Origin of the sequence: Pantoea sp. DY-5 (assembly GCF_019795955.1) — a bacterium.
Taxonomy (GTDB): Bacteria; Pseudomonadota; Gammaproteobacteria; order Enterobacterales; family Enterobacteriaceae; genus Pantoea; species Pantoea leporis.
Genome location: NZ_JAIMIE010000011.1, coordinates 1 through 17,155, shown reverse-complemented (window position 1 = coordinate 17,155; position 17,155 = coordinate 1). Strand labels below are relative to the sequence as shown.

The following is a 17,155-nucleotide window of genomic DNA, read 5'->3' as shown; positions in this document are numbered from 1 at the left end:
CGGTGCCCCACGGGGCACCTGAATTACACCAGACAGTTTTGCTTTCTTTCAGTGGTGAATTTGATTGAGGTCATTCTCAGTGAGACCTGTCAGGCTGATAACAGTCTGATTGTCTAGGCCCTTTTGCAGCATAGCGCGGGCAATTTTCAGCGTTGCCTCACGTTCACCTTCGACGCGGCCCTGAGTGAGACCTTTTTCCAGACCTTTTTCAATTCCCTTCTGCTCCAGCTGCTGTGCAATTGTCATCAGTTCATCCTCATGCTGCGGCACTCTCTGCGCCAGGTTGCGTACGAAGGCTTCGGCGTCGTCGGTTTCGCCCGCCTGTACGAGGTAGTTTATCAGCGAAACCAGCTGCTGTCCCGTGAGGTGACCTGCCAACAGGGTGGCGGCCAGCCGGTCCAGCAGGTCGGCCAGGTCGCGCCGGTGTATGTGCTTCTGCAGCAGGGTCAGCGCGGCCATGCTGCGGTGGTGCATGATCTCCTCATCCGGGATCACCGTGACGTCAACCAGCGGGAACGGCCCCCCGTAGAGGCGGCCGGCCAGCTCCGGATCGTCAAACTCCTGCAGCCAGTCGGTGGAGTACGGGTACGGGCTTCGCTTTCCGGTATAGAACAGCACCGGGATGACCAGCGGCAGCTTTTTATGTCCGGCGTCGAGGTGGCGCTGCATGGCGGCCACGGCGTAGCGCATCAGGCGGAACGCCATGTGGCGGTCGGGCGTCGACTGGTGCTCAATGAGGACGTGAATATAGCCGTCACCGGCGGAGGTCTTCAGGCTGTACAGCACGTCGCTGTAGTAGGCGCGCAGGCTCTCCTCCACGAAGCTGCCGGATTCCAGCTTCAGGGTGCTGAGATCGCAGGCGGCGCGTAGCTCCGCCGGCAGGTGCAGCTCAATAAAGTCACGTGCCGTATCCGGGTGCGTCAGGAAGGCCTTGAAGGCGGCGTCGTGGGGCACCGGCGTGGGTTTTTTCATGTTCAGGTCCTCAGGCCGCGGTGCCGTCCGGCGCGTCGCGGACTTCACTCAGCATATAAGTCAGCTCAGAAGCATCTGACGCCCAGCGTTCGGGCAGGTTGCCCTGCAGGAGTTCCGGCAGCCAGTCGGTCTGCGCGAGCGCCGAGTTGCGGGCATAGTAGCAGGGGTGGTGCAGGCCGGTGTCGTCGCTGTTTTCAGCGCGATCAAAACTGTCCGCCCTGAGGTGAATGCGGCGGGCCTTGAGGAACTGCAGAAACCGCTTCAGGTTACCCGTGCCGCCGCTGCCCATGCCGTCCTGCAGGCAGAAGCGTCCACCCATGTAGCCCGCTCTCCATGCCCCTGAGCTTCTGTCGTGGCGGATGGAGAAGAGCTGGCCGTCCGCAAACCGGATGAGGTAAAAGCGCCAGTCTCCACGTTCTTCCGGACAGAAAAAGTGCTCGTAGTCAGCGGGATTACCGATGTCGGCGGCCGGGAACGGATCCGGCCTCCCCTCCATAAGCCAGTCGCGGCTGCAGCCGGTGAAATCCGCGATGCGGGCAGCGGCGTCAAAGGACAGCGGCTCAAGGCCGTCCAGCCAGTCAAGAATGCGGGCCGGCGAGCTTTCGCCGACGTGCCGTGCCAGCTGCACCACGGTGCCGGGCCCGCGGAACTGCCAGAAATCGTCAGCCTGCAGCTGCGCGGTTAGCTGACGCAGGCGGCGGGCGGTATCCTGCTGCCACTGCTGGCGCAGCGACAGCACTTCACTGCCCGCGGGCGGGTAAGCGGCCGCCAGGGTGTGGCGAAGCTCCCCCTCCAGCGATCGCTCATTGCGCGCGGCGGCGGCGGCCACCCGGTCGTATAAATCGTCAGGGATATTTCGCGCCTGAAGTTTCTGCATGGTATTTATCTCAATATGTATGCTTTTTTATGACTATGAATCCAATATGACTCACTTTGAGTTCAATATCAATTATGTGAGTGTTTTTAGTTTTCTTTATGGGTTTTTGTTGATTCATTCGTCTGGCAGATCCGGAAAAAGGCGAAGTCGGATCGATTCAATCTTTGTTCCTGATATGAACACCTCGGAGAGGTGTAAACAATGGTACCAACGAAACGTATTATGTATCTGCATCACGGCATGCGGGCACATATTGCTGCAGGATATGAAGCCCTCTGAATAACTGGCAAAGGACAGACAAATGGACATTGAAATACGCCACTGCAATAACATCGCACGAGCCCGTATCACCCTTACGGCCGATAAACTGAACATTAAGTTTGCGCCAAATGGTACCGGCAAAAGTACGTTGTCACGGGCCATAAGCTGTGCGGCGCGGGACGACACTCAGGGACTGCAGGCACTGATGCCCTTCCGGCTGCGCGGAGAAAACCCCGATAGCGTCGGGCCCATTGTCATCGGTGCTGACGGGATTGGGGACGTGATGTGCTTTAACGAGGGGTACGTCGGTCAGTTTACGTTCCAACCGGACGAGCTCATCAGTGACAGCTTTAATATTCTTATCCGCAATGAAGCCTATGCGGAAAGAGAGCGTGAAATAGAAGAGATGACGCAAACGATCCGGGCGGTTTTCACGGATCACACCGAGCTGGACTCGCTGATAGACCATCTGCAGGAACTCAGCAATGCTTTCAAATCAACCAGTTCCGGGATTTCACGTTCTTCAACCGGCATGAGAGGACTGTCAGGCGGAAATAAAATACACCATATTCCGGCTGGTCTTGAGAACTATCAACCCTATATCCGCAGTGAACGCCGCGTGGAATGGATTGACTGGCAGACAAAGGGACTCGAGTTTTCGCCCCTTTCAGATGGCTGCTGTCCGTTCTGTACCGGTGATATCAGGGAAAAGGAAGCGCAAATCCGCCAAGTCAGAGAGGAATACGATAAATCCACCATTAAAAATCTGACCGCTATCATCAAACTGGTGGAAAACCTCGGTAATTACCTGACAGAGGACGCCAGAGAACGCCTTCTGTCCATCACCCTGCTTCAGAACGGTCCGGAAGCAGAACATATTGAGTATCTGGTGGCGCTGAAACGCCAGACCGACACGCTGACAGAGAAACTCACTGCGCTGAGAGGCCTGAATGTTTTCAGCCTGCAGGAACAGCAGAACGTTCGGGAGGTGCTCACTGCCAGGCTGATTGACCTGCAGTTCTTCCCCGATCTGCAGTGCGAACTCACGCAGGGGATCACCGACAGACTGAACACGGCCCTTCAGGACCTGATAAACCTTGCCGGACCGCTGCAGGGAAGGATTAACCGGCACCGAGACAGCATGGTCCGGCTGATCGCACAGCACAAAACAAACATCAATAATTTCCTCACCTATGCAGGCTATAAATACAGGGTGGATATTGCCGGTGAGGGAGATCAGAGAAAACTCAGACTACGACACATGGATTTTGACGGGTACGTCAGCGGCGGCAGCCAGCATCTCAGTTATGGAGAACGGAACGCCTTTGCGATTGTGTTGTTCATGTATGAATGCCTGTCAAAAAATCCGGGACTGATTATCCTTGACGATCCCATCTCCTCTTTTGACAAAAACAAGAAGTTCGCCATTCTCGAAATGCTGTTCAGGCGCGCAAGCGGTGAATGCCTGAAGAACCGGACTGTACTCATGCTGACGCATGACGTGGAGCCTGTTATTGACACGCTGAAGTCGGTGAGAAAGCTTTTCAGTAATCTGGTGACCGCCTCCTGCCTGCGCTTGTCTGCTGGAGTCATAGAGGAATTACCGGTTAACGACGGTGATATCATGACGTTCATGCAGATCTGCAAATCCATCACCGCGTCAGCAGACTGTGAGGAGATCATTAAGCTCATCTATCTTCGCCGCTACTTTGAAATCGTTGACGAACGTGGCGATGCTTATCAGCTCCTGTCCAATCTATTTCATCGACGCGTCGTCCCGCTGGATCATCGCGAGCCTACCGCTGCGGGAACGGGCTACCCCAGAATGGTGCCTGAGAAAATTCAGCAGGCCCGGCGGGATATAGGGGAGTATGTGGACAGCTTTGATTATCCGCGACTTCAGGCTCTCGTCAGCAGCCCAGACGAAATAAAAAACCTGTACCGTCGCTGTCGTAACGGCTATGAAAAACTGCAGGTGTTCCGTTTACTGGAACTGGATCAGGACCATCCGGTAATACGAAAATTCGTTAACGAAACGTACCACATTGAAAATGAGTTCATCTGTCAGCTGGATCCGTCCAGGTTCGATCTCATCCCGGAGTACGTGATTATGGAATGTGACAAGCTCATCGCCCTGCCACCGGCAGCAAACCAGAGCTCGGTTGCCCATACCGCTTGATCCACTGTTTTTACCGCCTTAATTTCGGAAGATAGGCCTTAGCTCCCAGATAGTCTGATCTTTGAATACACACTACAGTCCAAGACAGCTTACTGTAGATATCTGTTAAAACAGCTCGTATACGGGCTGTTTCCTAGTGCCCTTACCTCCTGACTTTGAAAAGAGTGGCTTACTTCACCCAGTCTTCCAGCACCAAGTCAGTCACCCGCTCAAACTCTCTCACATTATTCGTCACCAGCACGGCACCGGCGGCGATGGCGTGCCCGGCAATCGCCGTGTCGTTCGGGCCGATCGGCGTGCCGGCGAGGCGCAGCGCGACCCGGATATCTGTGGTTGCGTCCACCGCGGCGCGATCCCAGGGCAGGACGGCATCGAGGCGGGTGCAGAACGCGTCAACCAGCTGCACGTGGCGCGGCGAGGCCTTCGGACCGGTGGCACCGAAGCGCATCTCGGAGTAGGTGATGGCCGAGACCACTATGCGATGGTTGCGCAGCACTGCCTGCTCTAGGCGCTTAAGCACCGCTTCAGGCTGCTCGCGCATGATGAACGAGCAGATGTTCGTGTCGAGCATATAGATTTTGTTCACAGGTTAAATCGTCCTTCGTCGCTGACAACGTCCTCACGATCCGCCATAAATTCCGGGTCAGCTTTTTCGAGCTGGGCGAACGAGCCCCAAGTCGGCCGGACGGGGCGTAGAATGATGCTGTCCCCTTCCCGGGCAATCTCCAGCTCGCTCACCCCCTCGAAATCCAGATCGCGGGGCAGACGGATGGCGCGGTTATTGCCATTTTTAAATATCGATACGGTTCTCATGTTCTTTCTCTCCCGAGCAGATAGATATGTGGAGCATATCCGGAATGTTGACAGTACTGGTTTGTGCATATGTCAAGTATATGCAGATGTTAAGCATATGTATAGGTGCTACATATGCATATTTTTGATATATGCATATGTAGCACCTATACAGTTCTCTGTTTTTTTGCTGAGATCCGGAAAAGGGTGGAACCGGATCTTTTGCACCTGCGGGGCAAATTTCCGGCCTGACCACAACATATAGTGTCTTAATCAGCTGTATAAGCCACAACATACGGGGTGCGTCAGAGAAAGATGCGGGAAAAAATGACGCTATGACGTTCCATATCGGCGTGCTACGCTTCCGGGAAAGTCACAAATAAAGAAGAAAGCGGATCCAGCGCGCAGGGTGATGCGGTAATTTAATCCTGTGGCTGTTTGCAGGCTTACTGTTTCATCGCTAAATGTAACTTATGATATTTTCACTCTCCGTAATGTTATTGCCGCAACGGTAACCGTGGGTGACAGTAGCTGTCCGTTTTTTTTAAAACGAGGAGCCCGTGATGTTCGAGTCTTTTTTTAACCGCAGCGACTTCCGCTGCGCCTTTGAAAAAATCAGCGCCGCCGTGGCCGATCCCTCCGCCGAAAACGTGCACGCCGCCACCCATCTCGGGCTGAACGTCCTGAGCGCCAAGTTCAGCACGTTCCGCCACGAGCTCGACGAGGCTGGCGCGATCGGGGAGTGGCGTGACGATCTGGACACCTGCGAACACTGCCTGGGGGGGCTGGAGCGCTACCTGACCGGCAATCCGGACGGGCTCACCGGCCGCGACGCCCGCGTTTACTGCCGGTACCTGCGCTGCGAGTAAGTGGAGTTTACCGAGCTGGCCCGCGACCTAGTGGAAAGGGGATGAAGAGCTGGAGAATTGAGGATGAAAAAGTTAAATGCGTCGAAGTTATTTGTCATTGATGAAGACTCACACAACAATGCCTGCCTGAATGAGTGGATTCAAGATCACGGTAGCACCTACGCATCCGGTTATCGTCGCGCTGCCGAGCTTCTAATCGAACATATTGACAGCAAAGGCCGTGACCAAGATATTCTGGTGTACCCCATTGTTTTCCTTTTCCGCCATTATGTCGAACTGAGCCTCAAGCGTATCATCGAACTTTGCTTGCTTCAGATAACGGTCCCTGATGTCAAAGGCCCCAAAGTCGACCATGACCTCAACATTCTTTGGGAGCACACCCGAAAACTGGTCAAAACTGTAGACCCCTCATTTCCGCGTGCCAATCATAAATACACGGACGCTGTTATTAAAGAGCTGGTTGCCATAGATTCCCGCTCAACAGCATTCAGATATCACAGGTCCAGAGAAGGAACACCAAGCCTTCCTGGAATACGGCATATCAACACCCGAAGATTTGGCGAGAAAATGAAAAGAGCCTGCTACGAACTCGACTGCATTGATGCGCACGTTTCATATCTATATGAATTATATAAAGATATGTTGGGCGATGTACGATTTCACCCATCATAAATCCTTCAGGAAAGCATTTAACAGAGAGCAACTCTATGACCGGAATGATCTCCTACACTCCCTCCCATATTCCGGCACAGTTGCCAGTCTCCATCGACTACCCTGCAGCGCTTGCGCTGCGCCAGATGGCCGTGCTGGTAGACGACCTGCCGAAGTACCTGCTGGCGCCCGAGGTCAGCGCCCTGCTCCACTTCATGCCCGACCTGCGGCGCAAGATGCTGTTCACCACGCTGTGGAACACCGGCGCTCGCATCAGCGAGGCGCTGGGGCTGACGCGGGGAGACTTTCTGCTGCGCCAGCAGTACCCGTTCGTGCAGCTGGCCACGCTCAAGCAGCGCGAGGAGAAGGCGGAGCGCCGCGCCGGCCGCCCGGCCGCCGGCGTCGTGCCCCACCGGCTGGTGCCGCTCTCCGACGCGCAGTTCGTGACGCAGCTGGAGATGATGATCGCCACCCTGCGCATTCCGCTGGAGCGTAAGAGCGAGAAGACCGGCCGGGCGGAAAAGGTGCGCCTGTGGGACATTACTGACCGAACGGCGCGCACCTGGCTGAACGAGGCAACGGAGGCGGCGGCGTCAGAGGGGGTAACGTTCTCAATACCGGTGACCCTGCACACCTTCCGGCACAGCTACGCCATGCACATGCTGTACGCCGGCACGCCGCTCAAGGCGCTGCAGAGCCTGCTCGGGCACAAGAGCGCGAAGTCGACGGAGATTTATACGCGGGTGTTCGCGCTGGACGTGGCCGCCCGGCACCGGGTGCAGTTCCAGATGCCGGGAAACGAGGCTGTAAATTTGCTGAAAGGAGTTGATTCATAACGCATTGTATATAAAGGAATGTTAGATTGATTGTGTATATACATAGGTATATACCAATGTTTAATTTTGCATATACTTGTGTATATACATTGACACTGATAATCCATAAGTTAATATGCATATACTTTTGTATATACACGGTGGTGATTATGAAAAAGCCTTACATTATCTCTTTCGCTAACAGTAAAGGCGGTGTGGCCAAAACTACCAGCTGCATGTCTGTTGGTTGTTCATTAGCTTTGGCAGGCTATAAAACCCTGCTGATTGATCTAGATCATCAGGGAAACCTTAGCGATGATTTGGGACGTGGTGATGAGGATTACACCATCACGGACCTATTTGCAGATCCTAAATTTGATATCAATAAACTCATTTATTCTGCGATGGACGGTGATGACACGATTGCTAACCTAGATATCATCCCTGCTGATATAACCCTCGCGGTTGAAGCCCGAAGTGCAGAAAGGTTTCGCCATAGACTAAGCATTCTTGAAGAGGGTTTGAACAAGGTAAAAAATTCCTACGATTTCATCCTCATCGATCTTCGTCCTGCTATTGATTTGAGCATTGAAAACGCCCTGCTGATCACTGATAAAATTGTCATCCCTGTCGACATGGATAAGCGTGCAGTTAAAGGCATTAAAGACCTATTCCAAGTGGTTCAGGAAGTGCGAAGAAATGAACCTTTTGTATATACACTTGTAAAGACAAAAGTAAACGAATCTCACTCCAGGATGAAAAAATCAATTGAGGGATTAATTGAAGAAGCTGGATATGTTGTGGCCAAGACTGAAATACGTCAAAGCGAGCTTTTTAAACAGGCAACCGATGTTCATCGTCCTGTAATGTTCTTTGCGAGAAATGAACGGCCATACAGGGATTATAAAGCTTTCACTCAAGAACTCCTTGATCAAATTGAGGGGGCCGAAATTGGCAAGAAGTGATCGCATAACCAAAGGGGTTACCCGAGTTGCTGAGAAGCGCAACATTACAACGGGCAGACAGATGAATCTGCGGCTTACGGGTCTCGATGATGATGCTCTTTCTATGTTAGTTGAGAAAATGCAGGAATTACTTCCTCAGAAAAATATTACCCGTTCCAGAGTGTTACGCGCCGCCTGTTACTTAGACGATGATAAAATGCTCCAGAAACTTGCTAACTTACTGATTGAAAACACGTGAAATTCTAATTTGTATATACCTATGTATATACATTTATTAATTGTTATGTGCCCATATAAGTGATTGTCGTGACAGGTATGTATATGCTTATGTATATACATATCTTATCGAAAAAAGTGGCTATTCATTTAATGAACGTATATGCAAGAATCTACGCATTTGTATATACAAATGAATATGCAAATACTTCAAAAGTTTTTTTATCTGACGTGTGCAACTGGAATATCATCCCAGCGGGTCGTCCACGCCGGTGAAAGCATCTCACGCTTCATCTTCCACTCGGTACTTATTCCCTGACCTGCAAACCACACGTTTCCCAAACCAGACTGGTTGATGCCGTCGAGCACCTTCATCAGCTGTGCGCTGTTGGCCCGCGGCTGCGCGTCGTCAAAGAGGCTCAGCTGGCTCACCCCGTTAGGGGTAAAGTCATCGAGCATAATGCCGGCTTTCATGTACCGGCGACCTTCCAGCCAGATGCGGTCCAGGCTGCGCATGGCCACCTCAATGATGTCGCGCGTGTCCTGCGTGGGCAGCGTCAGCTTTTCACCGGCCGTGTTGCCGTAAAACACCTCGTTGACCGCGTGGGGTGAAGTCCGGATAAATACGCTGATGCGCCGGCAGAACTGTCGTTCCCCCCGGAGCTTCTCCGCCGCACGCGTGGCGTACTGGCAGAGCGCCTGCTGCATGGCCACTTTTGAGGTGATGCGCTCGCCGAAGGACCTGGAGCAGCAAATCTGCTGCTTGGCCGGCGGGAGCTCCTCGATCGGAATGCAGGATTCGCCGTTGAGTTCGCGGACGGTCCTTTCCAGCACCACGTTAAAGTCTTTACGGATGAGGGCAGGGTGGGCGCGTGCCAGCTGCAGGGCGTTGTGGATGCCCATAACGTTCAGGCGCTTGCCAATGCGGCGACCAACGCCCCAGATCTCCTCCACGGGCTGATTGGCCAGCAGCGTCTCGGTGCGTTTCGGGTTGCCCGGCGTCAGCGCCAGAACGCCGCGGAACTGCTTCCACTCTTTGCTGGCCCACTGAGCGGATTTCGCCAGCGTCTTCGTCGGACCCATGCCGACGCCCACGGTCAGGCCGGTTGTGGCCAGCACGTGCGCGCGCAGGCGACGGCCGAAGTGCTCAAAGTCCTCGCAGCCATCGATGCCGGTCAGATCCAGGAACATTTCGTCAATACTGTACTGCTCAACCCGGGGCGTCATTTCCTCAAGAGCAGTCATCACCCTCATGCTAAGACTATGATAAAGCGCATAATTACTGCTGAAGACATGCACGCGCTCAGCAAATTCCTGCGTCTTTATCTGAAACCACGGGGCACCCATTTTTATTCCCAGCGCTTTGGCGCCGGCTGAACGCGCGATGACGCAGCCGTCATTGTTGCTCAGCACCACCACGGGCTTGCCGCGCAGGTCGGGACGGAAGAGGGCTTCACAGCTCGCGTAAAATGAGTTGACGTCGGCCAGTCCAAACATGGGCATGTTTACCTCCGGCGCGCGCGCGTGCTGTTAAACCACCAGGTGACCACGCCGAGCAGCTGCAGCTCCTCAGGGTAAATTACGGCGTAGGCCGGATTCATCGGCAGCAGAGCGAGCCGCGGCTGCAGCTGCAGGCGCTTGACCGTGAACTCCCCGTTCACCTCAGCGATAACGATGTCCCCGTGTCCGGCCTCTTCGGCCCGGTCAACCACCATGACGTCGCCGTCATAAAGACCAAGGCCTTCCATGCTGCTGCCACTCGCCCGCACAAAAAACGTAGAGGCGCGCCGGCGGATGCAGAGTTCATTGAGGTCCAGTTCCTTTTCCACGTAGTCCGCGGCAGGAGAGGGGAAGCCTGCCGCGCAGGGCTCAGCATAGAGCGGTACGCGCACGCGCGGGGTAAAAATGGGTGGCCAGAGCAGCGTCAGGCCGGTGCAGTACGCTGCGGGTTTCATGATCCTGTCCCCGAAGCGTCTCTCTTATGGTCGGTAAGTGCTGTGTGCAAGGCGCGCATATAAAATCCTCCTCCTGTATATACTGGTTTTATGTACAGTATTATTGAGTGGGTTTTGTCTGGCAAGCGAAAGCCTGGCGGAAGGAGATGGAAATGAATTTATCTGGCTGAGGTGCCAGCAAAAAAATATTTCGGGCAGGTTTATTCCGCGGTAACTATGATGACAACGGGTCACAGGCCGCGGGGAGGCGCCCTCTGACTGTACATCCGCTGCCCGGCGTTCCGCCGCCGGGCTTCATCCAGCGCCGGTCGACGCTCAGATATGCGTTTTAATCCGCGATATCACTATTCAAATCAGACGCTTCCTGGCAACGTTCTCTGAATATGACGTTATGCTGAAGGTGTGCGTGACTTCTCTGTTGACACCAGTGTGACGTATTGCAATAGCTGACATATTATCAGGACCCAACATCGCCGGCTTCAGACCGGACGTGCTCACTCCTGTTGCTTCCGGGCTTCGCCGCCCGGGGATTTTTTCCGGCTCAGTCCGCCAGCCAGAAAAGACCGGCGTCACCCCTCTGTATTAACGCTCTCCGTCATTTCCCCGAGAAGCTGAACAAGGCGCTCACGGCTCACCTGTTCTGTTTTCAGCGTCGGCATCATGCTGATAAGCGACAGGGTAACCGTGGCGAGTCCGACGGCGCGCTTAACTTCCTTCGCATTTTCATAACTTTTGTACGTGCGCAGGCTCACGCCAAGCTCGGTGGCCGCGCGTTCACGCGTCCAGAGCATGCTTTTTCGCCAGAGTTTCAGGTGCCATCCTGTCATAACGTCTCCTTAAATTTCTAATCCACGTAAAAAAGTGCAATTATTGCACTTTTACACATGGATTTTGACTGTATTGATAGCTGTTTTTTCAGAGTTCACTTCGACTTTCTTTTCATCTCATCCGCGCAGCAGGCGTGCGATGAAGGTGCCCGCCAGACCGGTGATGCCTGAACACAGGCAGAGCGCTTTCATCATCCAGAGCACCGCAGCTTCCGACCCGGTGTAAAAGCACAGTGCGGCACCAGAAGCGATGGCCAGCAGCCAAACCCATATCCGGTAACCGATACGAACGTGCGTCTTCATCCGGATACCTGTTGCGTCTTTCATCTGCTCAGTTTGTGAGGTTATTTTTTCAGCAAAATAGCGGACAACGCGTCTCAGTTCCAGTAATGGATGTCGCTGCGCTCCGCTTCATGCCGGCGTTCCGGCTTTGCCTGACGCCGGGCGAACGTCTGGCCATTACGATGGTTTCAGTCTTGTTTCAGACCCGCACCGTGCCTTCACCTTAGCCGGGCCGCTGCACCGGCAAGGGGTTGTTTCACCTCGCTCGTCACCCGTTCCCCGCCGTGCGCGGGACATTCAGTCCGCTCCGGCGGCGCGTGCGGCTTCCTCATTCGCCCGTTGCCTGCTCCGCTTTCCGCCCGGCTGCCGTGGCGGCACGGTGCAGATGGCACCGTGCAAATCTTATCGGAGGAGTCGACATGCCGAACTGGTGTGCCAACAGACTGCGGGTCACAGGCCCGGAAAGTGAAGTTTCAAAGGTCAGAGCGCTGATAGAGGGAAACGCTGACGCGCCCGCTTATCTGCGCGCAGCGGGAGAGGGTATCCAGCTGTTTCTGGCCGGATGTGCCCGTCTGCTGCAGACGGGCACGCCTACAGAATACGCGCCGTACCCGGCGCTGACGAACGCGGTGGGCCGCAACACGCCGGAAAACCGAGCTTTTTCTGAGTGGGTGGTGCAGCTGCGTGAGGGCGCAGAACTGACGCCCGAAACCTGCGGGCTGCTGCACGCATTGTGGCTTGCCAGTGGCCTGCGGAGCATGACGTGGGAGGTGCTCACTGCAGAGCAGCAGGCCGTCATCACCGCGCTGTGGGAAAAGAAGAGAGGTGACTGGCAGACAACGCTTTATGGCCAGAATCTCAGCGAGGTCTGGAACCGGCTCTGCCGGGAAGAGCAGCCGCCGTGCAGTACGCTGCCGTTTGACATGCTGCAGCTGCTCCCGCCGCGTCTCGATGCGGAAATCAACGGTTATAACGGTCGTCTGCTTGAGGGGATCACGGACGGCTTTACGGACGCCGTCGACCGCTGTGGAACGAAGTGGCAACACGCGCACGACCTTAACCTGTCGTACTTCGCAGACACGTCCTTTGACGCTGACTTCGATACGCCCTGGTCGCCGCCCTCGCCGGAAGTGCTCTGTGCACTGACGGAACGTTATGGCGTCACCGCTGAACACTGGTACGCCGAAGCGGGTTGCGACTACTGCGGATGGGCGACTTACTCTGGCGGCGTCCAGCTGGAGGAGCGCTGTGACTCGCTGGAGTGGAGCGAGGAGGAAGATGAGGACGGCTACCGTGATGTGACCGGGCCGGACTGGATTATTGACAACGTGGCCAGCTACGGCGGCTGAACCGGAGGCGGCGGGGCAACCCGCCGGATAAGCCATGAGAGAAATGACCGTACGGGAATTCAGGGCGCGGCTGGCCGCAGTCGGCGATGACGAGCTGTGCTGCGGCACCTTCTGGCTGGCAGAGGACTTTCTCGGCATCAACCCGGATATGACGCCGGATGAGATTGCGGCGGCCATGGAGTATGCCGAAGACCATCATGATGCAAACGAGGGATTTAACTGGTGGCATCTTGAGATGGCCATCGATGCCGTCATGCCGGAGGAGGGCGAAGCGTAACGCCTGCGCGGGTTGCCTGAAATGCGGTATCTGTCCTGGTGTCGCCGGTCACGATGGCATCAGGACTGACATGAACAAGTAAGTCGCTGCGCTCCGCCTCTGTGCCGTCCCCCGCCCGGTGGTCGGAGAACGGCGGGCATAACGTGCCGTGCCCTCACGGTAGCCGGGCGGCCTCGCAAACAAGGGAAGCTGTCGCCGGACTGCTCACCCGTTCCCCGCCGTGCGCGGGACATTCAGTCCGCTCCGGCGGCGCGTGCGGCTTGCGCATCCGCCCCTGTTTGCTCCGCCGGTCGCCCGTCTGTGTGGAGGTCACGGCACCACTACCGGTGCCCCCTTCATACACAGGAGCATCACTATGTCTCGATTCATGCACGGCGACAGCGTACAGGTTATGGGCGGCTTTCCGGATAAAAGCATTGATTTCATCCTCACCGATCCGCCGTACCTCGTCGGCTTTAAGGATCGCTCCGGCCGGTCAATTGCCAACGACGTTAACAGCGAGTGGGTTCAGCCGGCGAGCAACGAAATGTTCCGGGTGCTCAAAGACAACAGCCTGGCGGTGAGTTTCTACGGCTGGAACCGGGTAGATATTTTTATGCAGGCGTGGAAGGCGGCGGGGTTCCGCGTGGTGGGCCATATCGTGTTCACCAAACCTTACGCCTCAAAATCGGCCTTTGTAGGCTATCAGCACGAAAGCGCGTACGTGCTGGCCAAAGGGCGCCCTGCGCTGCCGGCGAAGCCACTGCCCGATGTGATGCCGTGGGAGTACACCGGCAACCGCTATCACCCGACCGAAAAGCCGGTGAGCGCCCTGCGGCCGCTGATTGAAACCTTCACGCAGCCCGGTGCCATTGTTCTGGATCCGTTTGCTGGTTCTGGCTCAACCTGCGTGGCCGCCCAGGAATGCGGGCGCCGCTGGATCGGTATCGAGCTGATGGAGCAGTACCACGCAGCCGGCCTGCGCCGCCTGTATGCCCATCGCGACGCCCGCGCGGCCTGATAACCGGAGACAAGACGATGAACGATCACACTATGCACCCTGAGACCGACACCCTGGCGGCCGACGTCGCCGACCTGGAAGAATCGCTGTATGAGTTTCACCTGCGCCTGCGCGACATGATTGCGCGCCACCTCTGGCACGGCGCCAGTAGGGAACAGCGCATGACGGGCCTGCTGATTGAGGGGATTGACAGCGACCTGGTTGAACTCTACCGGCGCGCGGCCGTGATACAGAAACACCTGAGGGTGTAACTGATTAAAAATCGAACAAACATCTTCATCCCTGCCGTCGTACGGCAGGGCCACTTTTATCCACAGGGTTCCGGGGCGGATATGCACCCCGGATGTGGACAAGAAAAAAGGACGTTGCTGCGCGCCTCTTTGATGCCGCCTGCGGCGGGGGAATAAAAATCGTGCGGTCTGCGGCCGGTGCCGTGACTTCACTTTAGCCCGGCCGCTGCGTGTTCAAGAGATCGCTTCGCTCACCGTCCTCACCCGTTCGCACTCGCCTCATCGGGCTTACTCCCGTCGCGCCTTCGCTCATGCTTCGCGTCACCGCCGTGCGTAAACCCGCCTCGCGCTCGCTTGCGCTGCGGCTTCCGGCGGTGCTCCTGAACACTCCGCTTTTCGCCGGGCTGTCATTCAGTCACGGCACAGGCCGGAACTGTTAACCACCCTGACTGCGGAGATTTCTGATGAATACTGCCACCCCTGCTTTTGAGTCCGCGCGCGTCCTCGACGGCTATGCGCGCCTGCGTTTTCTGCCCGCGCTGTTTGGCGACGATTTCATGCGTGCCGAAACCAACGTGTACCTGTACGCCGATCGTTTCCTGGCGGACTACGACGGCGGTGTGTGGGATTTTGCGCTGCTGCCGTCCGGCGGTGGTTTCATGAAGCCCGCAGCGGAGGGAGACTGGCGCTTCATCAATCCCGAAAATTACAGCGATGTACGCCTGAGCAGCGAAGCGGCGGGCATCGTGATCACTTCACTGGTGCTCAATCACCGTAGCTGGATGTATGACCGTCACGATGATGGCGAGCTGTGCGCACTTTACTGCCGCCGTCACCGTCAGCTGACCGACTATGCCTTCACCCATCCCGAAGCCCGCGCCATTTTTAAGGTCTTAGATTGAAATCAAGGGCGGCTTTGCCGCCCATATCTGATACGATCGTGTAAGGTAGAATCTAAAAGATTATATAAAATGGAATATAAAGTGAAATTGTAAAATTAGCATGAATATTCAGTTTTAGTTGGTTTAGCTTGATGTTCATGCTGTTTATTTAGATTTGAATGATAAGGGTGGGTCGTAATTTTATTTTGTTTTGATGAGGTTTGGCTGGTCGGTTGCGATTCATGAGTTTTTAGGAGGTATAGACTTGAAAATAAAATATTCTCAGAGGTTTCTTCAAAAAGTCAAAGAGCACCCAGAAGGGATTCTTGATAAAGTATTTTCTCTAGTGGATTTATTAGAGCAAGGGAGACCTGTTGATTCAATAGTTATGGGTGAGTTTAAAAATCAAAAAATTTATAGATACCGCGTTAGTAAAGATCTGTTGGTTATATATACTGCAGATAAAGAAAGTTGCAGCTTGGTAGATTTGGTTAGTTATGATGAAACATATCGTTTGATGAGGTCAGCCAAATGATTGTATTAAAATCTGGCCAGCTACGAGAGCGTGATTGCAGGAGTGAACTAGATGAGTTTGCAAGTTTCTTATTAGCTGGAAAAGATATAAAAGAGACTGATTTATTGGATTTCTTTGAAGCGAGACCTCAGTTGATTCTCCTGATGGGAAGGCTTGTTGGTGTTGAAGGCGCTACACAGTACAATAATGAAACACCAATAATAGGTAAGTATAGGGCAGATTTTGTGGTTTCCAATGATAATAATTCTACGTTTGCTTTTATTGAATTCGAAAATGCCATGGAGAGTTCAATTTTCACTAAAAAAATAAATAAAAAAACCCTTGCTCATTCTTGGTCATTAAGATTTGAGCACGGATATAGTCAAGTAATCGATTGGTACCATCATCTACATGAAAATAACGGCACGCAAAATATGCAGGCTGAATTTGGCCGGCATAACATTAAATATTATGGTGCACTTATAATTGGAAGGGCTAACTCACTAAATAAAAGTGATTGTCGGCATCGATTTGAGAAAAGGATTGAGTGTTCGACAATCTATAATAAACATATAACATGTTACACTTTTGATGATTTATATGAAGAAATGGAGTTGGAGTATCAAATTTTATCTGGGTTTAAGTGATTATTAATCGGGATTGCCAGATCTGATTTAATGTTTAATACATGAGATAATGATTAACATTTAACAGAATGGCTCCTTAATAGAAATAAAACATAATTTCTAGCCCCCTTCGGCTCCCCGGCAAGCCGGGTCGTCGAGCCCTATGTCGCTAAGCGGCATAGCCGCCAAGCGCCACCGAATCCCTTCGGGTTTCGTCCGCGAGCGGTTTCGGTCTGATGTCCAGGTTCAACGGCTGCTGCCGGCTTCGCCGTCGCTCTCACCGTCCCGGCAAACTACGCCGGGCCTTTAAGGCCAGCCCGCCTGGCGGTCTGAAACGTCCCTTCTGACGCTCCTCTGCTTTCCGGCCAGCCCTTGCGCGGAGGGCTGGTCGTAGCACCGCCGGTTCAGGCAGAAAGGGGTGAAGTGCACGCCGCCAAAACTTTTCGCCAGGGGCCGCAAAAACTTTTGTCGTCGCCCCTTTATGCCCTCACTTCGTCGTTGCTCCTTTGCCCTTTGCCGCGAAAGGCCAGACCGGAAAGATAAAACCCGCGTCAGAGAAGGTCTTTTTCGGGTCCGCAGCGCGAGCTGCACCTACTCAGCCGGATTTAAGGAGCCAT

21 protein-coding genes are annotated in these 17,155 nt (G+C 54.4%); 13 read left to right on the top strand and 8 right to left on the bottom strand.

The window, feature by feature from the left end; genetic code table 11:
• Window positions 1-48: 48 nt before the first annotated feature.
• Window positions 49-972 carry an Rpn family recombination-promoting nuclease/putative transposase gene (locus tag K5Y30_RS23955; RefSeq protein ID WP_222213841.1) on the bottom strand — a complete coding sequence of 308 codons (924 nt, stop codon included), beginning with the start codon at window positions 970-972 and terminating at the stop codon, window positions 49-51.
• A 10-nt stretch (window positions 973-982) separates the two neighbouring features.
• Complete coding sequence (locus K5Y30_RS23950) at window positions 983-1,849, bottom strand: hypothetical protein (RefSeq protein ID WP_222213839.1); 867 nt, start codon at window positions 1,847-1,849, stop codon at window positions 983-985.
• Window positions 1,850-2,150: 301 nt separating this feature from the next.
• Here K5Y30_RS23950 and K5Y30_RS23945 point away from each other — a divergent pair, with 301 nt between their 5' ends.
• Window positions 2,151-4,289 carry an AAA family ATPase gene (locus K5Y30_RS23945; protein ID WP_222213837.1) on the top strand — a complete coding sequence of 713 codons (2,139 nt, stop codon included), beginning with the start codon at window positions 2,151-2,153 and terminating at the stop codon, window positions 4,287-4,289.
• Between the two features lie 169 nt (window positions 4,290-4,458).
• On the opposite strand, the gene K5Y30_RS23940 is transcribed toward K5Y30_RS23945, so the two are convergent.
• Complete coding sequence (locus K5Y30_RS23940; protein WP_222213835.1) at window positions 4,459-4,875, bottom strand: type II toxin-antitoxin system VapC family toxin; 417 nt, start codon at window positions 4,873-4,875, stop codon at window positions 4,459-4,461.
• Window positions 4,872-5,102, bottom strand: coding sequence for a type II toxin-antitoxin system VapB family antitoxin (gene vapB, locus K5Y30_RS23935; RefSeq protein WP_061720588.1), 231 nt, complete (start codon window positions 5,100-5,102; stop codon window positions 4,872-4,874). The genes K5Y30_RS23940 and vapB overlap by 4 nt, the downstream gene beginning before the upstream one ends.
• Before the next feature lie 542 nt (window positions 5,103-5,644).
• On the opposite strand from vapB, the gene K5Y30_RS23930 reads away from it, so the two are divergent.
• The 5 genes from K5Y30_RS23930 to K5Y30_RS23910 all read left to right on the top strand — a co-directional run bounded on the left by K5Y30_RS23930 (window position 5,645) and on the right by K5Y30_RS23910 (window position 8,619).
• The gene (locus K5Y30_RS23930) at window positions 5,645-5,950 is read left to right on the top strand and encodes a hypothetical protein (protein ID WP_222213833.1); all 306 of its coding nucleotides are present in this window, start codon (window positions 5,645-5,647) and stop codon (window positions 5,948-5,950) included.
• Window positions 5,951-6,013: 63 nt separating this feature from the next.
• Window positions 6,014-6,622, top strand: a complete 609-nt coding sequence (locus K5Y30_RS23925) for a hypothetical protein (protein WP_222213831.1) — start codon at window positions 6,014-6,016, stop codon at window positions 6,620-6,622.
• A 35-nt stretch (window positions 6,623-6,657) separates the two neighbouring features.
• Window positions 6,658-7,437 (top strand): site-specific integrase, encoded by a 780-nt coding sequence (locus K5Y30_RS23920; RefSeq protein ID WP_222213829.1) that lies wholly within the window; start codon window positions 6,658-6,660, stop codon window positions 7,435-7,437.
• A gap of 149 nt (window positions 7,438-7,586) precedes the next feature.
• A complete protein-coding gene (locus K5Y30_RS23915) occupies window positions 7,587-8,381 on the top strand; it encodes a ParA family protein (protein WP_222213827.1) in 795 nt (264 codons plus the stop codon).
• Complete coding sequence (locus K5Y30_RS23910) at window positions 8,368-8,619, top strand: hypothetical protein (RefSeq protein WP_222213825.1); 252 nt, start codon at window positions 8,368-8,370, stop codon at window positions 8,617-8,619. Before K5Y30_RS23915 ends, K5Y30_RS23910 begins: the two co-directional genes overlap by 14 nt.
• 200 nt (window positions 8,620-8,819) lie before the next feature.
• Here K5Y30_RS23910 and umuC read toward each other — a convergent pair whose 3' ends face one another.
• The 4 genes from umuC to K5Y30_RS23890 all read right to left on the bottom strand — a co-directional run bounded on the left by umuC (window position 8,820) and on the right by K5Y30_RS23890 (window position 11,682).
• Window positions 8,820-10,094, bottom strand: coding sequence for a translesion error-prone DNA polymerase V subunit UmuC (umuC, locus tag K5Y30_RS23905; protein WP_222213969.1), 1,275 nt, complete (start codon window positions 10,092-10,094; stop codon window positions 8,820-8,822).
• An 8-nt stretch (window positions 10,095-10,102) separates the two neighbouring features.
• Complete coding sequence (gene umuD / locus K5Y30_RS23900; protein ID WP_255606796.1) at window positions 10,103-10,552, bottom strand: translesion error-prone DNA polymerase V autoproteolytic subunit; 450 nt, start codon at window positions 10,550-10,552, stop codon at window positions 10,103-10,105.
• Window positions 10,553-11,121: 569 nt separating this feature from the next.
• A complete protein-coding gene (locus tag K5Y30_RS23895; RefSeq protein WP_222213823.1) occupies window positions 11,122-11,379 on the bottom strand; it encodes a helix-turn-helix domain-containing protein in 258 nt (85 codons plus the stop codon).
• A 117-nt stretch (window positions 11,380-11,496) separates the two neighbouring features.
• Entirely contained in the window at window positions 11,497-11,682 is a 186-nt protein-coding gene (locus tag K5Y30_RS23890; RefSeq protein WP_222213822.1) for a hypothetical protein, read from the bottom strand.
• Between the two features lie 398 nt (window positions 11,683-12,080).
• Between K5Y30_RS23890 and K5Y30_RS23885 the strand changes: the two genes are divergently transcribed.
• The 7 genes from K5Y30_RS23885 to K5Y30_RS23855 all read left to right on the top strand — a co-directional run bounded on the left by K5Y30_RS23885 (window position 12,081) and on the right by K5Y30_RS23855 (window position 16,559).
• Window positions 12,081-13,010, top strand: a complete 930-nt coding sequence (locus K5Y30_RS23885; protein WP_222213820.1) for a DUF1281 domain-containing protein — start codon at window positions 12,081-12,083, stop codon at window positions 13,008-13,010.
• Between the two features lie 43 nt (window positions 13,011-13,053).
• Window positions 13,054-13,287 carry a hypothetical protein gene (locus K5Y30_RS23880; RefSeq protein WP_222213818.1) on the top strand — a complete coding sequence of 78 codons (234 nt, stop codon included), beginning with the start codon at window positions 13,054-13,056 and terminating at the stop codon, window positions 13,285-13,287.
• Window positions 13,288-13,642: 355 nt separating this feature from the next.
• A complete protein-coding gene (locus K5Y30_RS23875) occupies window positions 13,643-14,287 on the top strand; it encodes a DNA methyltransferase (RefSeq protein ID WP_222213816.1) in 645 nt (214 codons plus the stop codon).
• 17 nt (window positions 14,288-14,304) lie between these two features.
• Window positions 14,305-14,538 (top strand): hypothetical protein, encoded by a 234-nt coding sequence (locus K5Y30_RS23870; protein ID WP_222213814.1) that lies wholly within the window; start codon window positions 14,305-14,307, stop codon window positions 14,536-14,538.
• A gap of 443 nt (window positions 14,539-14,981) precedes the next feature.
• Window positions 14,982-15,419: an antirestriction protein gene (locus tag K5Y30_RS23865; protein WP_222213812.1), complete on the top strand. Its 438-nt coding sequence runs from the start codon at window positions 14,982-14,984 to the stop codon at window positions 15,417-15,419.
• A 244-nt stretch (window positions 15,420-15,663) separates the two neighbouring features.
• A complete protein-coding gene (locus K5Y30_RS23860) occupies window positions 15,664-15,933 on the top strand; it encodes a hypothetical protein (protein ID WP_222213810.1) in 270 nt (89 codons plus the stop codon).
• Entirely contained in the window at window positions 15,930-16,559 is a 630-nt protein-coding gene (locus K5Y30_RS23855; RefSeq protein ID WP_222213808.1) for a Shedu anti-phage system protein SduA domain-containing protein, read from the top strand. Before K5Y30_RS23860 ends, K5Y30_RS23855 begins: the two co-directional genes overlap by 4 nt.
• The last annotated feature ends 596 nt before the right edge of the window (window positions 16,560-17,155 follow it).

Coding starts and splice junctions, on each gene's coding strand:
- K5Y30_RS23955 (WP_222213841.1), bottom strand. CDS start 972: ATGAAAAAACCCACGCCGGTGCCCCACGACGCCGCCTTCAAGGCCTTC.
- K5Y30_RS23950 (WP_222213839.1), bottom strand. CDS start 1,849: ATGCAGAAACTTCAGGCGCGAAATATCCCTGACGATTTATACGACCGG.
- K5Y30_RS23945 (WP_222213837.1), top strand. CDS start 2,151: ATGGACATTGAAATACGCCACTGCAATAACATCGCACGAGCCCGTATC.
- vapB (WP_061720588.1), bottom strand. CDS start 5,102: ATGAGAACCGTATCGATATTTAAAAATGGCAATAACCGCGCCATCCGT.
- K5Y30_RS23930 (WP_222213833.1), top strand. CDS start 5,645: ATGTTCGAGTCTTTTTTTAACCGCAGCGACTTCCGCTGCGCCTTTGAA.
- K5Y30_RS23925 (WP_222213831.1), top strand. CDS start 6,014: ATGAAAAAGTTAAATGCGTCGAAGTTATTTGTCATTGATGAAGACTCA.
- K5Y30_RS23920 (WP_222213829.1), top strand. CDS start 6,658: ATGACCGGAATGATCTCCTACACTCCCTCCCATATTCCGGCACAGTTG.
- K5Y30_RS23915 (WP_222213827.1), top strand. CDS start 7,587: ATGAAAAAGCCTTACATTATCTCTTTCGCTAACAGTAAAGGCGGTGTG.
- umuC (WP_222213969.1), bottom strand. CDS start 10,094: ATGTTTGGACTGGCCGACGTCAACTCATTTTACGCGAGCTGTGAAGCC.
- umuD (WP_255606796.1), bottom strand. CDS start 10,552: ATGAAACCCGCAGCGTACTGCACCGGCCTGACGCTGCTCTGGCCACCC.
- K5Y30_RS23895 (WP_222213823.1), bottom strand. CDS start 11,379: ATGACAGGATGGCACCTGAAACTCTGGCGAAAAAGCATGCTCTGGACG.
- K5Y30_RS23890 (WP_222213822.1), bottom strand. CDS start 11,682: ATGAAGACGCACGTTCGTATCGGTTACCGGATATGGGTTTGGCTGCTG.
- K5Y30_RS23885 (WP_222213820.1), top strand. CDS start 12,081: ATGCCGAACTGGTGTGCCAACAGACTGCGGGTCACAGGCCCGGAAAGT.
- K5Y30_RS23880 (WP_222213818.1), top strand. CDS start 13,054: ATGACCGTACGGGAATTCAGGGCGCGGCTGGCCGCAGTCGGCGATGAC.
- K5Y30_RS23875 (WP_222213816.1), top strand. CDS start 13,643: ATGTCTCGATTCATGCACGGCGACAGCGTACAGGTTATGGGCGGCTTT.
- K5Y30_RS23870 (WP_222213814.1), top strand. CDS start 14,305: ATGAACGATCACACTATGCACCCTGAGACCGACACCCTGGCGGCCGAC.
- K5Y30_RS23865 (WP_222213812.1), top strand. CDS start 14,982: ATGAATACTGCCACCCCTGCTTTTGAGTCCGCGCGCGTCCTCGACGGC.
- K5Y30_RS23855 (WP_222213808.1), top strand. CDS start 15,930: ATGATTGTATTAAAATCTGGCCAGCTACGAGAGCGTGATTGCAGGAGT.